The sequence below is a fragment of the Frankia sp. QA3 genome, assembly GCF_000262465.1.
In the GTDB taxonomy this organism is placed as follows: Bacteria; Actinomycetota; Actinomycetes; order Frankiales; family Frankiaceae; genus Frankia.
Genome location: NZ_CM001489.1, coordinates 5,734,789 through 5,751,074, shown reverse-complemented (window position 1 = coordinate 5,751,074; position 16,286 = coordinate 5,734,789). Strand labels below are relative to the sequence as shown.

Sequence of the window (16,286 nt, the reverse complement as noted above, 5' to 3'; positions counted from 1 at the left end):
CGGTCCGCCGCCACCGTCCGCCCCGGTCACCGCCCCGCCCGGCGGCCCCCGGCCGGGGCGGGCGCACGTGCGGCCGGTGATCGGTTCAACGGTGCGGCGCCGTGACCGGTGCGCCGATGCGGTAGGCGCCCGGGGCGTTCGCCGGTACCGCCGGGCGGACCGGCGGGCGGGGATCGACCCGCCGATAGGGCTGGCCCAGCGGCGGGCGGGGGTCCGGCTCCCCCTCGTTCGGCCAGAACGACATGGCCCGTTCGGCCTGCGCGGTGATGGTCAGTGACGGGTTCGCCCCGAGATTCGCCGAGATCGCCGCGCCGTCGACCACGTGCAGGCCCTCGTACCCGAAGATCCGCTGGTAGGGGTCGATCACCCCGGTGGACGGGTCCGCGCCGATCGGCGCGCCGCCGAGGATGTGCGCGGTCATCGGGATGTCGGCGATCTCGCTGACGGAGCCGCCGGGGTAGCCGCCCATCCGGGCCGCGATCCGGCGGACCGCGTCGTTGCCCTCCGGGATCCACGAGGGGTTCGGATCGCCGTGGCCCTGCCGGCTGGTCAGCCAGCGCAGGCCGAGGGGGCCGCGCCGCAGGGACACGGTCAGCGAGTTGTCGCGCGACTGCATCACCAGAGCGATCATGGTCCGTTCGGACCAGCGCCAGGGCAGTCCCATGGCCAGCGCGTGGTGCGGGCGGACGAGCAGCCCCCGCAGGTACTTCAGCCAGCGCGGCGTCCGGCCCCCGCCATCCGTCATCGCCGCGCTGATCAGGGCCATCAGGTTGCTGCCCCGGCCGTAGCGGACAGGTTCGACGTGGGTCTGCCCGTTCGGGTAGAACGACGACGTGATCGCCACTCCGCGGGCGACCCGGCGGTCCGGGCGGAACCGCGTCGCGCCGAGGATCGACTCGGAGTTCGTCCGGGTGAGCTCGCCGAGCCGGGGCGACAGGGCGGGCAGGTCGCCGCGCTCGCGCGCCGAGAGCAGCAGACGCTGGGTCCCGAGCGTGCCGGCGGCGAACACGACCTGCCCCGCGGTCAGCGTCCGCCGCCCACGCCGGGGCAGGCCGGGCGTTCGGACCACGTCGACCTCGTACCCGCCGGCCGGCCGTGGGCGGACGGCGGTGACGGTGGTGTCGGGCAGGACCTGCGCGCCGGCCCGCTCGGCGAGGAACAGGTAGTTGCGGTCCAGCGTGTTCTTCGCCCCTCGGCGGCAGCCGGTCATGCACTCGCCGCACTCGACGCAGCCCGTGCGGCTGGGCCCGGCCCCGCCGAAGTACGGGTCGGGTACCCGGACTCCCGGCTCCTGCCGGCCGTCGCGGCCGAAGAAGACCCCGACCCGTGCCGGCGCGAAGCTCGGCCCGACGCCCATCTCGTCCGCGACCGCGTGGAACACCTCGTCGGCATAGGTCGTCGTCGGGTTCGCGGTCACCCCGAGCATCCGCTCGGCCTGTTCGAAGAACGGCGCCAGCTCGGCACGCCAGTCGGTGATGCCGCGCCACTGCGGGTCGGTGTAGAAGGCGTCGAGCGGTCGGTACAGGGTGTTCGCGTAGACGACCGAGCCACCGCCGACCGCCGTCCCGGACAGCACGATGACCCGCCCCAGCCAGGTGATCTTCTGGATGCCGTGGCAGCCCAGCCGCGGCAGCCACAGGAACCGGCGGATGTGCCAGTTGTTGCGCGGCAGCGTCTGCGGGCTGAACCGGCGGCCCGCCTCGACGACGAGGACCCGGTAGCCCTTCTCCGCGAGGCGCAATGCGCTGACGCTGCCCCCGAAGCCACTACCGACCACGATCACATCCGCGTCGTGACCACTGCCGGATCCGCTTTCCGCCATGCCCGTCACCTGCCGCCGTCGACGCCGGCTTCCCATGATGAGCCACCGACCGGCCCGTGCAACACCGCTCGAAGCACGCGGTTCGCCGCCACCGAACCCGTCAGGCCGCGCCGGAACCGGTCAGGCCGCGCCGTCCGCAGCCTGCTGCCGTTCCCGCAGCCGGGCCTCCCGCGCCGCCTGGGCGGCTCGCTCGATCGCTTCGAGGGGCGGCCGCGGGATCTCCACGGGCGGCGCCTCGGTCTGCGCGGCCGCGGAACGTTTCGGCTCGGCCGCAGCCGGCCGGCTGGCGCCGCGGCCCGCCCCGCCCGAGCGGGTGAACCGACCCTTGGGGGAAGGGGCTGACGGCGACTTCAACTGGTCGGCCCGGCGCTCCCGGCAGGAGCGGCACTCGCAGTCCGTCGAGGCCCGCGGCAGACGGTCAAGGCGCCAGGACAGGTTGTCGATCTCGTCGCCGTCCCCGACCAGCACCCCGGTCTGGATGATGTGGACGAGGTGCAGGGCCAGCGTGACCGGATCCCAGTTGTCCTCGTCGAAGATGACCTGCAACTTGCCGAAGATCTCCAGGAAGTCCGAGGTCGGGCGGCGCATCGCGGTCGCCAGCACGTTGATCACCTGGGTGGCGGCGAGGGTCATCGGCGCGGGCGGCGGCGGGGGCAGCGGGACCGTGGGCGCCGGGGTCTCGTCCGCCACGGTCTGCTCCGCGGGCGCCTGGTTCGCCGCGGCGTGATCCGCAGGCGTCTGCTGTTGGGCGTCCGCGGACGCAACCGCGCCGACAGCATCGGTGGAGGGAGACGACACCCCGGGACCGGTTGACGCAGTCGGAGGAGCTGCCGAGGGTGACCCGGCGGGCGCGAACCCGCCCGGAGCGGGCCCGGCGGAGGCCCACCCGGAGGAGGACTCCGCAACAGCGGGCCCGGTGGAGATCGGCTCGGTGGAGATCGGCTCGGCGGCGGTGGGCGCCACGTGGTGCGCCGGTGCGCCTGCGTCAACGGTGCCCGATGTGCCCGTCGTGGCAGGAGCGTCCGCCGGCTGGTGCGGGTGGTCCTCGCGGGGCCGGTCCTCGAAGGGCCGGTCCTCGGGACGCTGGTGGGCATCGGGACGCTGGTGGGCATCGGGACGCTGGTGGGCATCGGGGCCCCAGGGGCCACGGTCGCGCGAGGGTACGAGATCGACGACGAAGCCGCCGGCCCGGTCCTGCGCCTCGCTGCCCGCCGTCGCCATCGCGCGGGTGCGGCGCCGCGCGCCGCCCTTCGTGTGGGATCCGGCGCGGCTGCGGCGCCCGCGGCGGCGGCCCGATCCGTCCGAGGACTCCGCGGTCGTATTCGCCCCGCCGCGCGCCTCGTCGGTCGCCTCGACCAGGCGGACCAGACCGGCCCGCACCATCGAATCCGGGATGCTCAGGGCGAACCGGGTCGTCCGGCCCGCGGCCGGCCGCGCCACCGTGGTCAGCCAACCCTGCCTGCGCAGCAGGGATACCTGCCGCTGCACATGGGTCCGGCTGTAGCCGGTCTCCTCCCGCAGGGTGACCAGCCCGGGGCCGCTCACCGCCGCCCCGGCAGGCAGGAACTGCGGCGCCTCGGCGACGTGGCTCGCCAGGGTGCACGCGACGAGTTTCGCCGCGGAGGGCATGGACGCGCGTAACACGGCCCGTTGCCATCCACTGCGGTCGGCGATCAGGGTTCCCGGCTCCTGCGCCGCCTGAACCGAAACCAGAGCACCGGGGATGGTGAGCTGGATCGTGTCCGGCGGCACATGCCTCCTTCCCTCGGCTGGGTCACTCGATGCTGGCGGACTGCCCGGACCCGATGTGGTCACGGCCGGCTGTCCGGGGATCAGCCCCACCGGAACGGGCTCGGTGGGGCGAGAGCGGGTCGACGTCTGTTCAGGCACCGTACTCCGCACCGGGTCAAGCGGCTCCAGTGGAGGGCCACCACGGTCACATGAAGAGGACATGACTCCATCACCGCCGTTGGGTAGTCGTGGTGTGACAGAAACATCAAACATCGCCCGACTGCTTCCAAGCAAAAAGATGGCGACGCGGCCACGAAAGGGCCACACCAGACCATCCGGAAAGCAGTTCCGAGCGGCCGAAAAATTCAGCGAATTACTCTGCCGACGGCAATCAGTAGCCTGTTTAATCTGTTTCTTCCGGCACAGCCTCCCGATTTCCAGCGGCGCGGCATCAACGTCGGTCGGTACGACGCCTTCGGCGCAACGCCCGCGCCCCGCGGCTCGCCCGGCCCGGGTTCTCCCCGCCGGTGGCCCGCCCGGCGGCGCCTCGCGCCGGCCACCGTCCCGGCCGCGTCCGCGGACCGCCGCCCGCCGGGCCGCGCACGCGGCCGGATCGGGACCCGGCGTCGCCCGCAGCGCCGAATCACGCCCCCTCATCGGCCGCCCGCAGCCTGCCAGGGCAGCCATTCACCAGCGGCACTCCCGGCCCCACTCCCGGTCCGCACTCCCGGCCCGCGCCCCCGGCCCGCGCCCCCGGCCCGCGCCCCCGACACCGCCGGGAGCCGGACGGGCCGGCCGCGGCCCCGGCCGCCGCGGCGACAGCCCGGCCACATCGGCGCGGCGGCGATCGCCCGCGGTGCCGGCGGCGAGAATGACAGACACCGGACGGACGCATTCCATGGACGGTTCGAGCCGCGAAGAGCAAGGCGATTCTTCGCCACCGGGCGGGCAGGAGCACACCGCACCCGCGCGCCAATCGGCGGACGGCAGGACGAAAACCCTTCCGAACAAGCAGTCATATCTTTGTGCGATCTCACCAAGCGATTCCGGCGTCGTTTCACCTCGCGTCCGGCACTCGACTCGGCCGGAGCACGGCGCGACAACCACCGGCCGACGGCGACGGCCGCGGCCGGCCCGTACATCAATGCCGGGAATCCGGGACGGGGCACGGCCAGCAACATCGGTCGCACCCGGTGACGAATGCCGCCCCGGCATCACCGCGATTCGCGCTCAACCCGAAATGGAAAGGATCTACGACCGGTATGGATCACTGCCGGATCGCGGCCAGCCGAGGCGATCTCGGGCCGGGAGTGGCCAGCCCCGCCCAACCACACCTCATGCTCCGCCGACTTTCCCGCCGACAGGTGGGATGAACAGGTCCCGGATAGCGCGTACACGGCGGCAACCCACGGTGGGACCACCGAGGCGGGTCGCCATCCGGCCATCTCCCGCTTCGACCCTCCGGATGGCCGGTAGACGGCGGCCAGGAACATCGGACCCATCTGTCTGCCTATGGAGGCACCACGCCACGGCCCCCGGCGGCCGTGGCCGGAGGATCGCCCCGGACCGGCCGGGCCTTCCTGCGGGCCGCCGGCCCGGGCCCGCCCGCCGAGGGTTCCCCACCGGCGGGTGGGGTATTTCGACTGTGCTTCCGCGGACGCGGCGCCACTCGGGCGGCGAAGGAGGCGGCGGATGGCCGACATCGTGGTCGGGGTCGACGACTCACCCGGCTCCCGCGCGGCGTTGTGCTGGGGATTCGACGAGGCCGAGCGGCACGGCTGCGGGCTGCGGGCCGTCGTCGGAATCGGGCACGGCGGTCCGCCGCGGCCGGAGACGGCCGACGGCCTGGCCGAGAAGGCGGCCCACGTGCTGCACGAGACCGTGATCGCCACGGCGCCGGCCGGCTCCTCGGTCCCGGTGGCCGAGGAGGTCGTGGATCAGCCCGGGGCGGAGGCTCTGCTCACCGTCGGGCACGACGCCCGCATGATCGTGGTCGGGGCCCGCGGGCGGGGCCTGCTGCACCGGCTGCGGGTTGGCTCGGTCAGCACCTCGGTGGCCGTGCACTCTCCGGCGCCGGTGGTGATCGCCCGCGGTGGCGACCCGGCGCAGGCCCGGGACCGACCGGCGCGAGCGGTGGCCGTGGGCGTGGACGGCTCCCCGAACTCGCTCGCCGCCCTGGCCTGGGCCGCCGCGGAGGCCGACCGGCGCGGGGTTGCGCTGATCGCCGTGCACGCCTGGCTCGCGGCCATCCCGCTGCCCTTCGCCGAGGCACCCGGAGAGATCACCCAAGCGCTGGAGGAGCAGGCCCAGGCCGCACTCGACGACGCCGTCGCCCAGGTGTACGACGCCCTGCCCGCCGGGCTGGACCTGCGGCGCCGGGTGGTGCCGGACTCACCGACCCAGGCGCTGCTCACCGCCGGCCGGGAGTGTGACCTCGTTGTCGTCGGCGCCCGCGGCCATGGCGGGTTCGCGGAGCTGCTGCTGGGTTCGGTGAGCCATCAGTGCATGATTCACTGCCCGACCCCCGTCGCGATCATCCGCAGGCGGTAGCCGGCCGTCACCTGGTGGGCCCGTGCACGACCGCGTGCACGTCCGCAACGACCTGCGACCAGGCGTACCACCGCACGTTGTCCTCGCCCGGCGGGGGATCCCAGGGGTTACGCAGCAGCACCCGCCCCCGCGCGGCATCCACCGCCAGCACCGGGTAGGCGTGGGCGGCGACGAGGCCGCCGGGCCCGGTCCGGGCCCGGGTGGTGAGCACGACGACCTCGCCCCGGCCGAGCAGGGCCGCGAGGTCCACGACGCTCCTCGCGCGGGCGGCTCGCCGGCTCACCGGCCGCCCGGTGAGGGTCCGCAGGGCGACCGCGGCGCTGCCGAACCCGATCGCCGGGTATCCGCCGTGCAGGCGGGCGTACGCCTTCTCGTAGAGCGCCGGCCAGAGCTCGGGCCGGCCCGCGGCGTTGTCGCCGTCCATCGCGATCTCCTGGACGGCCACGCCACGCCCCTCCCCGCCGCCGGGTGGCACGGGGGCGGGGACCCGGCTTGCGGACAGCGTCGCGGTCACCGTCACGCCGACCGGCGCGCCCGAGCCCGGGTGAAAGGTGATCGTGACGGTGCCGTTGGGGTTACGTCGCAGCCGCTCGGCGAGCAGGGCGGGGTCCTGCCGCGCGAGGCCGATCAGCACCGCGGCGAGGTAGCAGTCGGGAACGCCGCCCTGCCCCACGTCACCGGGATCGGCGCCGTCGCGCACGATGGCGTCACCGGAACGGTCCACGCCGAGCACCGGCCCCGACCGCTCGCCGCCGGCGGGCAGCGGGGCGGCGGGTTCGAGCCATGGCAACACCCGCACCAGCTCGCCGAGCATGTCCGTCGGCGCCCCGGCGAGCAGATCGTCGGCGAGGCCCGCGAGCTCGGCCGCGGCGAGTACCGCCCCCGGCTTCGGCGTGCCGGCCAGCCGCGCGGCCATCGCGGCGAGGACGGTCAACCGCCCGCCGCGCAGCAGCCCGATCACTCCCGCGCGGGCCGGAGCCGGCAGGGCCGCCAGGCGCGCGCGTGTCGCGCGCAGCCGCTCGACGCCGGGGACGTCCGGCGCGGAATCGAACAGGGCCAGCAGTCCCGCCGCCACCGCGAGGACCGCCGGTGACGCGGGCCGAGCGCCGGGCGTCCAACCGACCCGTTCGAGTGGATCGATCGGGTTGGCGCGGCGCAGGGTGATCGGCGCAGCGGCGAACCGGGCCATCCGCAGCTCGATGTCGGCGGCAGCATCCGGCGCCTCGACGGCCACCAGCCGTAGCCCCCGTCCGGCCGACCCGCCCATCCGGACCGGTCCCGGCGCCCCGGTGCCGCCCACTCGCGCCATGGCCCGGTCGGCCTCGCCGACGGCGGCGGCCACCGCGCGGCCGAGCGCCGCGGCCCGATCCGCGGTGGCGCGCAGGCGCGCGGCAAGGACGCCCGTCAGGACCGGATCGAAGCGAACCGCCGCGGCGCCGACTCCCGCGACCGGTGCCTCGGCTGGCGCGGGCGACCCGGACGACACGCGCGACGAAGGCGATCTGGGCGAGACAGCCGCGGCGGGCCATGGGGGACGGGCGGGGAGCACCCATCCTGCCGCGAGCCGATCGAGCAGCGCGGCACGGGCCCACAGCGCCTCGGCATCCGCGTCGAGAGCCGACCGCCAGGCGAGCACGCGGCCGTCGAGGCGGGCCCGCAGGGGCGAGCTCCCCGCGTCCGCGGTCCGGACCCCGGTCAGCACCGCAGCCACCCCCATGGCGAGCCGGCGCAGCGCGGCGGCGTGGTGGCACAGATCGTCGGCGGGCCCGGCCGACACCACGGCACCACCCGTCGGAGCAGGTCCCTCGCGCATCCGCCCGTCCGTCCGGCTCGGTCCATCCCGATGATCGAAGGGTAACCCGCCGATCCGGCATCGCCGCCCCGGCCACGTGGCCGCGACCGAGGGCATCGGGCCGCGCTAAAGTTTGATCATTTAGCCAGGTGTGCCCCGCGATCGAGCGACCGCGGCGCCGAGCTTCCGGGAGGGCGTCCGTGACCGAGGCCGTCGTCGTCGCCGCCGCCCGCTCACCGATCGGGCGGGCCTTCAAGGGCACGCTGCGGGGACTTCGGGCCGACGATCTCGCCGCGACGATCATCCTGGCCGCTCTCGACCAGGTTCCGATGCTGGACCCCAACGAGATCGACGATCTGATCCTCGGCTGCGGGCTGCCCGGCGGGGAGCAGGGACACAACATCGGCCGGGTAGTCGCGGTCAGCCTCGGCCTCGACGGCGTGCCGGGCACGACCGTCTCGCGGTACTGCGCGTCGTCCCTGCAGGCGATCCGGATGGCGATGCACGCCGTCCGCGCCGGGGAGGGGGAGGTGTTCGTCGCCGCCGGGGTCGAGGTCGTCAGCGGTTTCGTCAAGGGCAACAGCGACAGCCTGCCCGACACCCAGAACCCCAGTTTCGCCGGCGCTCAGGCGCGCACCGCGGCGCGGGCCGGCGCGGGCTCCCCGCCGTGGATCGATCCCCGCCGCAACGGCGAGCTGCCCGACGTCTACATGGCGATGGGCCAGACGGCGGAGAACGTCGCGCGGCTCACCGGGGTCAGCCGCGCCGAGCAGGACGAGTACGCCTGCCGGTCGCAGAACCTCGCCGAGCAGGCCATCGCCGCCGGCTTCTACAAGCGGGAGCTCACCCCGGTCCGGCTCCCCGACGGCACGGTCGTCGACGCCGACGACGGGCCCCGGCCGGGCACGACGATCGAGGCCCTCGCCGCCCTGCCGCCGGTCTTCCGCCCCGATGGCACGGTGACCGCGGGCAACGCCTGTCCGCTCAACGACGGTGCGGCGGCGGTCGTCGTGATGAGCGACACCCGGGCCCGTGAGCTGGGCGTCGCCCCGCTGGCCCGGATCGTCTCCACCGGGGTCAGTGCACTGTCACCCGAGATCATGGGCCTGGCCCCGGTCGAGGCGTCCCGGCGGGCGCTCACCCGGGCCGGGATGACGATCGACGACGTCGACCTCGTCGAGCTCAACGAGGCGTTCGCGGCGCAGGTCATCCCGACCTACCGCGAGCTCGGCATCGAACTCGCGAGGCTGAACGTGCACGGCGGCGCGATCGCGTTGGGGCACCCGTTCGGCATGACCGGCGCGAGGATGCTGACCACCCTGATCAACGGACTGCGCACCACCGACGCGACCATCGGCCTGGAGACGATGTGCATCGGCGGGGGCCAGGGCATGGCGCTCGTCCTGGAGCGGCTTTCCTGACCGTCAGGTGCCGGGGCTCGGGACGGCGTCCCCCGGGGCGTTGCCCGCGGGTCGGCCGCCGGGATCGTCGGCATCCTCGGCCGCGGCCCGCTGGGGCGGGGCGGCGCCGGGCGTCCCCCCGTCCGGTGTGTCGATGGCGCGGGCAACGGTCGCGCCGGAGACGGCCGAGGCGCCCTCCCTGGCACGCGGCACCTCGGGTACGGCCCGGCCGGTGGCCCCTGGAAGATCACGGGTCACGCCGCCGGGCGCCGGTCCGCACGCCATCGCCGCGGCGGGCAGCGCCCGGACCGGCAGCCGGCAGGCGATGGCCCACAGCCGCAGCCGGGCCTGGACCTCCGGCCGGGTGAGCTGGACCGCGGTCACGACCAGGCCGCCGCCGATGATGCCGTCGAGCCAGTAGTGGTTCGCCGTGATGACCACGACGATGGTCGTGATGATCGGATGCAGGATGGCGAGCCACCGAGCCCGGGTGCGCAGGATGGTGATCACCCCCCACGCCTCCAGGATCGACCATCCGATGTGCAGGCTCGGCATCGCCGCGTACTGGTTGGCGACGGTGTCGTGCGGCCCGTAGGGCGACGGCCCGAACACCGCCCCGGTGTCGACGAGCTTCACTCCGGGCACCATCCGCGGCAGGAAACGGGGGGGCGCCAGCGGGTAGGCGATGTGAATCAGCAACGCGACGCCGGTCGACGCCAGGATGACCGTCCGCACCCGGCGCCAGGACGGCCGCTGAAAGATCAGCACCCAGAGCAGAAAAGCGATCGCCGCGGGGAAGTGCACCCCGACGTAGAAGCGGTTCGCGAACTCCAGCAGATGGCTGGAGCGCAACGCCAGGGACTGGATGGACGACTCGTTCGGCAGGTCGAACAGGCGCTCGACGTGCCAGACGCGCTGCGCGTGGTGCAGGGCCTCCAGCTCCCGGCCGACGGCGAAGTGCCGGCCCAGCCCGTAGAGCCAGTACAACGAGCCCAGCAGAACGACCTGACCCAGGATGAAGGCGCTGGTGCGCAGCGTGCCGACCGCCCGACCAGGTCCGTTGCCCCGACCCGAGCCCCTGGCCACCGAGGCCGCCCGGACCGGCGCGCCCATCAGGGTCTGGCCCGTCGTGCTCACCATGAGCAGCCCCGAACCATCTCCGCCTCCCCATGACGACACTTCCCGTTAACCCATCCATCATTCCTACCGACCGATCGGTAAGGGAGGCCGGGAAAGAGATGTGAGATAGGGCTCAGTCCGCGGAACTCTTCTCGACATCTCCCGCTGGGTCGCGTAGCGGTCCCGGCCGCGAGACCGACGTCGAGCGAGCGATCACCTGTCCCAGCAGCCTTACCCGCAGATTAACAACGGGGAACCCACTACCTTCGTTTTCGCCACAGGTAGGTCCTCGTCCGACCTACCGATCGCTTCGGGACATCCGCCGGAGTATGCCGCTGGCACCGCCAGGCCGCCCGCGCCTCGCCCCGGCGCCCGCGCCCCTCGCGGCCGCCCACCGCCGCCCGGTTACCGGCGCCGTCCACCGGATGTGGGCGCCGTGCCGGCGCACGGGCATCCGCCGCCGGCGCCCTACCGAAACGTACGCCGGCCGCCGCGGCGGGCGGCCGCAACGGCGTAGACCGAACGATCCGGCGGCGGCGGCGGGTGTGACCGGACGGGGACCCCCGCAGTCCCGGCGGTGCCCGTGATCCCCGCCGCCCGCCTCATCCGGGATCGGCGGCGACTTCGGCGACCTTTCGGACTTCCGACCAGCCGGGCCGCGGCCGCCGTGTTACGCAGATAGCGCAGGTGCATGCCATCGGTCACCACAACGGCAGGGAGGTCGACCGCCATGATGTCCGCATCCGTCGGAGACAGGTTCGTCGTCCATGGCCGCACCGTGGGCAGCCCGGAACGGCACGGCGTCGTGATCGAGGTACGCGGCGCCGACGGCGGTCCGCCGTACGTCGTGCGATGGGACGACGGGCACGAGGGGCTGTTCTTCCCGAGCTGCGACTCGCTCGTCGAGCTCCACGTCACCCGGGAGACGGTCCGGATCTGACCACCCCCGTCGACGGTCGGCCCGGCATTCGCCGGCCGACCGTCGACGATCACGCCGCAGTCGCCGCGTACCGACACCATCGGGCAACGCATGGGGGAGGTGCGGGGTCGCTCCCCGGACCACCCCTTCATACGGCCACTTTCAGGCCGAACGAGGGGCGCTGGGAAAGCATTGCGTCTATGAGGCGTCGAGACCTCCGCCGCCGATTACGCAATGTGCCCCCTCGGTTCCATTCGGAAGTTGTAGAAAAGATCAACGTCCGAGCTACTCCCCTGGGATGTGATCTACGCTATACACCGAGGGGTGCAGCCCTCGGACCGACCGGTCACTTTGCGTTGATCCGGAGGCCAAAGAAGACTCCGGAGCGTGCCCGATGCCGCCAAGCACCATGCCAGCCGATGATCCGACGAGCCCCCCTGACCCGACCGACCGCACGAGCTCGTCCGACGCGGATACCGGCGGCCCCTTCTCCCGGAACCTGACCGGTCCACGGGCGCGCGGGCCCGCCGACCCGCCGGACGGCCCGGGCGGGCGCTGGCGGGCGCTCGTCGCACGCAACGGCCGGCGATCCGGTGTCGTCGCCGTGGTGACCCTGCTCGTCACGCTCGTCCTCGGCTACGGGCTGAACCGGCTGGAGTTCACCACCGGCCAGGACAACTACCTCAACAGCGATTCGCGGGTGGCCAGGGACAACGTCGATTACCAGTCGTTGTTCGGTGGTCAGGCGATGCTCACCCTGTTCACGATCGAACGCGGCGCCGGCGCCGGCGAGCTGTTCACCGCGCACAACATCGAGCAGTTCCGGGCCCTGCAGAAAGAACTCGACGCGGATCCCCGGATCCAGTCGGTGATCACCCCGCTGACCGCGTTGGAGTTCACCGACAACCTGGTGCGCAGCAAGAACGGCAACGTCCTCGACAGCCCGGCCGCGAAGATCCTGCTGGGCGCCCAGAGCCGCGATCCGGATCCGGGCTCCGCGCAGCGCCGCCTCGCCGACTCGCTGGCCACCCTGAAGCGGATGCAGGCGATCCCCGAGGCGCAGCGGACGTTCGACAACCCGGCCTGGGTGGACTTCCTGCTCCACGACAACACCGGCGCGATCCGCAAGTCGCTGCGGCCGTTCTTCCCGACCGCGTCGACCGCCCAGATGGTCACCCGGCTGGAGGGCAACGCCTCGTTGGAAGCCGAGGGCGAGGGCGCGCGGATCGTCGAGCGGGCCACCTCCGGCCTGCGGTTCGACCACGCGACGATGATGACCACCGGCGCCGCCGTGCTGCTCCGGGACATCAACAACTACCTCCGCGGCGGCTTCCTCACCCTGGGCGCCATCTCGCTGGCTCTGATGGCCGGGCTGCTGGTCGTCGCGTTCGCGGTGCGCTGGCGGCTGCTGCCGCTCGGGGTCGTCGGGGTCGGGCTCATCTGGGCCTTCGGCCTCGCGGGCTACATCGGCGTGCCGCTGTCCGTGGTGACCATCGCCGGCCTGCCCGTCCTGCTCGGCGTCGGCATCGACTTCGCCGTGCAGCTCCACAGCCGGGTCGAGGAGGAAGCCCAGCTCGACCGGGCCGGCAACCCCGTGGCGGCGGCCCTGGCCGGGCTGCTGCCGGCGCTGGGGCTGGCCACCGTCGCCGCCGTGCTCGCCTTCCTGGCCCTGGAGTTCAGCCAGGTCCCGATGATCCGCGACTTCGGCACGCTGCTCGCGCTCGGGCTGCCGGTCATCGTCGCCGCGACGGTGCTGCTGCTCGCCGCGTCGCTGAGCGCGCGGGAACGGCGCCGGCCCACGCCGCCGAAGGACTACACCCACGGCCCACTCGGCCGCACCGTCATCCGGCTGGGCGCCCTGCCGCGGATCACCGCGATCCCCCTCGTCGTGGTCGCCGTGGCGATCTTCATCGGCGGGATCGCCGCCGACGACCGGCTGACGATCCAGACCGACCCCGAGAAGTGGGTCGACCAGCAGAGCCAGGTGATCAAGAACATCAACACGCTGCGGGCGAGCACCGGCTCGGCCAGCGAGCTCGGCATCTTCGTCCAGTCGGGCGACGTCTTCGACGACGCGACGGCGGACTTCGTCGGCAGGTTCGCCAACGCGCAGCTCGCGGCCCACCCCGACGACCTGCTGGACGCCTCCAGCCTGGTGACGACCATCAGCTTCATGATGGAGGTGCCGAACACAGGCGTCGTGATGCCGACCGGCGCGGACATCCGGCTCGCCTACCAGGTGGCGCCGCCCGACATCCAGCGCGCCATGGTCAACCGCGAGCACCACGCGCTGAACCTCGTCTTCCGGACCGGCTCCGGGTCGCTGGAGCGCCAGGCCGGCGTCGTCGACGGCATCCGCGACCACGTCCGCCCCCCGGCCGGCATCAGCGCCACCCCGTCGGGGCTCGCCGTCGTCGGCACCGGGCTGCTGGAAAACTTCGCCGAGAACCGGGTCGAGCTGACCTACTACGCCCTGGCCGCGGTGTTCGTCCTGCTCGTGCTGTACAACCGGAGCCTGGTGCGGGCGGTGCTGTCGCTGGTGCCGGTGCTGATCGCGGTGGGGCTCAGCTCGATCATCGCCCTGCTGATCGGGGTCGACCTGAGCCCGCTCACGGCGGTCAGCGGTCCGCTGATCATCGCGCTGTGCACCGAGTTCACGACGCTGCTCGTGCTACGCCACCTGGAGGAACGCCGCCGGGGCCTGGGGCCGCTCGAGGCGGTCGAGGCGGCCGCGGCCCGCACCGGGCGCGCCTTCCTCGTCTCCGCGCTGGCCGCCGTGATCGGCGTCGCCGTGCTGGCGTTCAGCTCGCTGCCGCTGCTGCGGGACTTCGGCCTGCTGGTCGCCCTGAACGTAGCGGTCGCCCTGCTCTCCGCGCTGGTCGTCCTGCCTCCGCTGCTGGTCTGGGCCGACGAGCGGGGCTGGGTGCACCGCCGCGGCCGCGGCGCCGCCACGACGGAACCGGGACCGGGACCGGGGCTGGGGCTGGGGACGGGACCGGGGCCACAGTCGAACAAAAACCGCGAAAGCGGACACGCGGCTACAGAGAAGGTCGGTGCCACCCAGAGGAACGACACCCCTCGCACCGACTCGGACGCAGCCGGTGACGGTGGCGTGGGGTCGGTCGCCCCGGGGGCCGCACCAGCACCGGGTGTCGAACCAGCTCAGCGGGCATCACGGCCCGGGTGAGGGAAAACACGGGCCGGGTTGCCCCGCCATAACCACGCGATTCCGCGGCCGCGCCACCCGGCCAGCCCGGGTCTTCGTTCCCCTGCCCGCATGTGGCACGCTCAAGAAACGTGTTCCCGGGCTGGCGCATGACGGCCACCGCCGCCGGCGGGTGGTTCCCGGGACTCCGCACCCGCCGCCCAGGCTCGGCAGCCGCCCGAGCGTCGAAGGAGAAGGCATGAGTTTCGACTTCAAGGTCGCGGATCTCGCGTTGGCCGAGTTCGGCCGCAAGGAGATCCGTCTTGCCGAGCACGAGATGCCCGGCCTGATGGCCACCCGGGCGGAGTACGCGGCCAGCCAGCCGTTGAAGGGTGCCCGGATCATGGGCTCCCTGCACATGACGATCCAGACCGCGGTTCTCATCGAGACCCTGGTGGCGCTCGGCGCCGACGTCCGCTGGGTCTCCTGCAACATCTTCTCCACCCAGGACCACGCGGCCGCCGCGATCGTCGTCGGGCCGAACGGCACCAAGGACGACCCGCAGGGCGTGCCGGTCTTCGCCTGGAAGGGCGAGACCCTCGAGGAGTACTGGTGGTGCACCGACCAGGCGCTGGCCTGGCCGGACGGCGGCGCGCCGAACATGATTCTCGACGACGGCGGCGACGCGACCCTGCTCGTGCACAAGGGCGCGCAGTTCGAGGCGGCCGGCGCGGTCCCGGCGACGGACCCCTCGGACAGCGAGGAGTACGCGATCGTCCTGGAGACGCTGCGTCGCACCATCGCCGAGAAGCCCGGTCGCTGGACCGAGGCGGCGCGCACCATCAAGGGCGTCACCGAGGAGACCACCACCGGCGTGCACCGTCTCTACGAGATGGCCAAGGCCGGCACGCTCGCCTTCCCGGCGATCAACGTCAACGACTCGGTGACGAAGTCGAAGTTCGACAACAAGTACGGCTGCCGGCACTCGGTCATCGACGGTCTCAACCGCGCCACCGACGTGCTCATCGGCGGGAAGGTCGCCGTGGTCGCCGGCTACGGCGACGTCGGCAAGGGCTGTGCGGACGCGCTGCGCGGCCAGGGCGCCCGGGTCATCGTCACCGAGATCGACCCGATCTGCGCGCTGCAGGCCGCGATGGACGGCTTCCAGGTCACCGTGCTCGAGGACGTCGTCGGGATCGCCGACATCTTCGTCTCCACCACCGGCAACTTCAACATCATCACCGCCGCCCACATGGCCGCGATGAAGCACCAGGCGATCGTGTCGAACATCGGACACTTCGACAACGAGATCGACATGGCCGGCCTGACGAGGACCCCGGGCATCGAGAAGATCAACATCAAGCCGCAGGTCGACGAGTGGGTGTTCCCGGACGGCCACTCGATCATCGTGCTCGCCGAGGGCCGGCTGATGAACCTCGGCTGCGCGACCGGTCACCCGAGCTTCGTGATGTCGAACAGCTTCACCAACCAGGTGATCGCGCAGATCGAGCTGTTCACCAAGACCGAGAGCTACCCGGTCGGCGTCTACGTGTTGCCCAAGCACCTCGACGAGAAGGTCGCCCGGCTCCACCTCGACGCGCTCGGGGTGAAGCTCACCGAGCTGACCAAGCAGCAGGCGGACTACATCGGCGTGCCGGTCGAGGGTCCGTACAAGGCCGACCACTACCGCTACTAAAGGCCGCCCTCATCGGAGGCCCTCGCCGCCGGAGATGATCAGGGCTCGCACGGCGGCATGACGCAGGGCCGTCCGGCACCACTCGGTGCCGGACGGCCCTGTTCCGTTGCGC

General features: G+C 73.0%; 9 protein-coding genes. 5 read left to right on the top strand and 4 right to left on the bottom strand.

All coding sequences use genetic code 11. The features are described 5' to 3' along the window. Positions 1-85: 85 nt before the first annotated feature. Together FRAQA3DRAFT_RS23585 and FRAQA3DRAFT_RS23580 are read right to left on the bottom strand one after the other, a co-directional pair. Entirely contained in the window at positions 86-1,822 is a 1,737-nt protein-coding gene (locus FRAQA3DRAFT_RS23585; RefSeq protein ID WP_009741564.1) for an FAD-dependent oxidoreductase, read from the bottom strand. A gap of 120 nt (positions 1,823-1,942) precedes the next feature. Then, the gene (locus FRAQA3DRAFT_RS23580; protein WP_009741563.1) at positions 1,943-3,574 is read right to left on the bottom strand and encodes a hypothetical protein; all 1,632 of its coding nucleotides are present in this window, start codon (positions 3,572-3,574) and stop codon (positions 1,943-1,945) included. A 1,671-nt stretch (positions 3,575-5,245) separates the two neighbouring features. Between FRAQA3DRAFT_RS23580 and FRAQA3DRAFT_RS23575 the strand changes: the two genes are divergently transcribed. Beyond that, the gene (locus FRAQA3DRAFT_RS23575; RefSeq protein ID WP_009741562.1) at positions 5,246-6,103 is read left to right on the top strand and encodes a universal stress protein; all 858 of its coding nucleotides are present in this window, start codon (positions 5,246-5,248) and stop codon (positions 6,101-6,103) included. 7 nt (positions 6,104-6,110) lie between these two features. On the opposite strand, the gene FRAQA3DRAFT_RS23570 is transcribed toward FRAQA3DRAFT_RS23575, so the two are convergent. Then, positions 6,111-7,916, bottom strand: coding sequence for a C2 family cysteine protease (locus FRAQA3DRAFT_RS23570; RefSeq protein ID WP_009741561.1), 1,806 nt, complete (start codon positions 7,914-7,916; stop codon positions 6,111-6,113). A 179-nt stretch (positions 7,917-8,095) separates the two neighbouring features. Between FRAQA3DRAFT_RS23570 and FRAQA3DRAFT_RS23565 the strand changes: the two genes are divergently transcribed. Then, positions 8,096-9,316: an acetyl-CoA C-acetyltransferase gene (locus FRAQA3DRAFT_RS23565; RefSeq protein WP_009741560.1), complete on the top strand. Its 1,221-nt coding sequence runs from the start codon at positions 8,096-8,098 to the stop codon at positions 9,314-9,316. Positions 9,317-9,319: 3 nt separating this feature from the next. Here FRAQA3DRAFT_RS23565 and FRAQA3DRAFT_RS23560 read toward each other — a convergent pair whose 3' ends face one another. Further along, positions 9,320-10,435, bottom strand: a complete 1,116-nt coding sequence (locus FRAQA3DRAFT_RS23560; protein ID WP_009741559.1) for a phosphatase PAP2 family protein — start codon at positions 10,433-10,435, stop codon at positions 9,320-9,322. A 712-nt stretch (positions 10,436-11,147) separates the two neighbouring features. Here FRAQA3DRAFT_RS23560 and FRAQA3DRAFT_RS23555 point away from each other — a divergent pair. From FRAQA3DRAFT_RS23555 to ahcY, 3 genes are all read left to right on the top strand, one after another. Continuing rightward, a complete protein-coding gene (locus FRAQA3DRAFT_RS23555) occupies positions 11,148-11,354 on the top strand; it encodes a DUF1918 domain-containing protein (RefSeq protein WP_035923390.1) in 207 nt (68 codons plus the stop codon). A 373-nt stretch (positions 11,355-11,727) separates the two neighbouring features. Next, positions 11,728-14,520 (top strand): RND family transporter, encoded by a 2,793-nt coding sequence (locus FRAQA3DRAFT_RS23550; RefSeq protein ID WP_009741557.1) that lies wholly within the window; start codon positions 11,728-11,730, stop codon positions 14,518-14,520. A gap of 217 nt (positions 14,521-14,737) precedes the next feature. Continuing rightward, positions 14,738-16,174, top strand: a complete 1,437-nt coding sequence (gene ahcY / locus FRAQA3DRAFT_RS23545) for an adenosylhomocysteinase (RefSeq protein WP_009741556.1) — start codon at positions 14,738-14,740, stop codon at positions 16,172-16,174. The last annotated feature ends 112 nt before the right edge of the window (positions 16,175-16,286 follow it).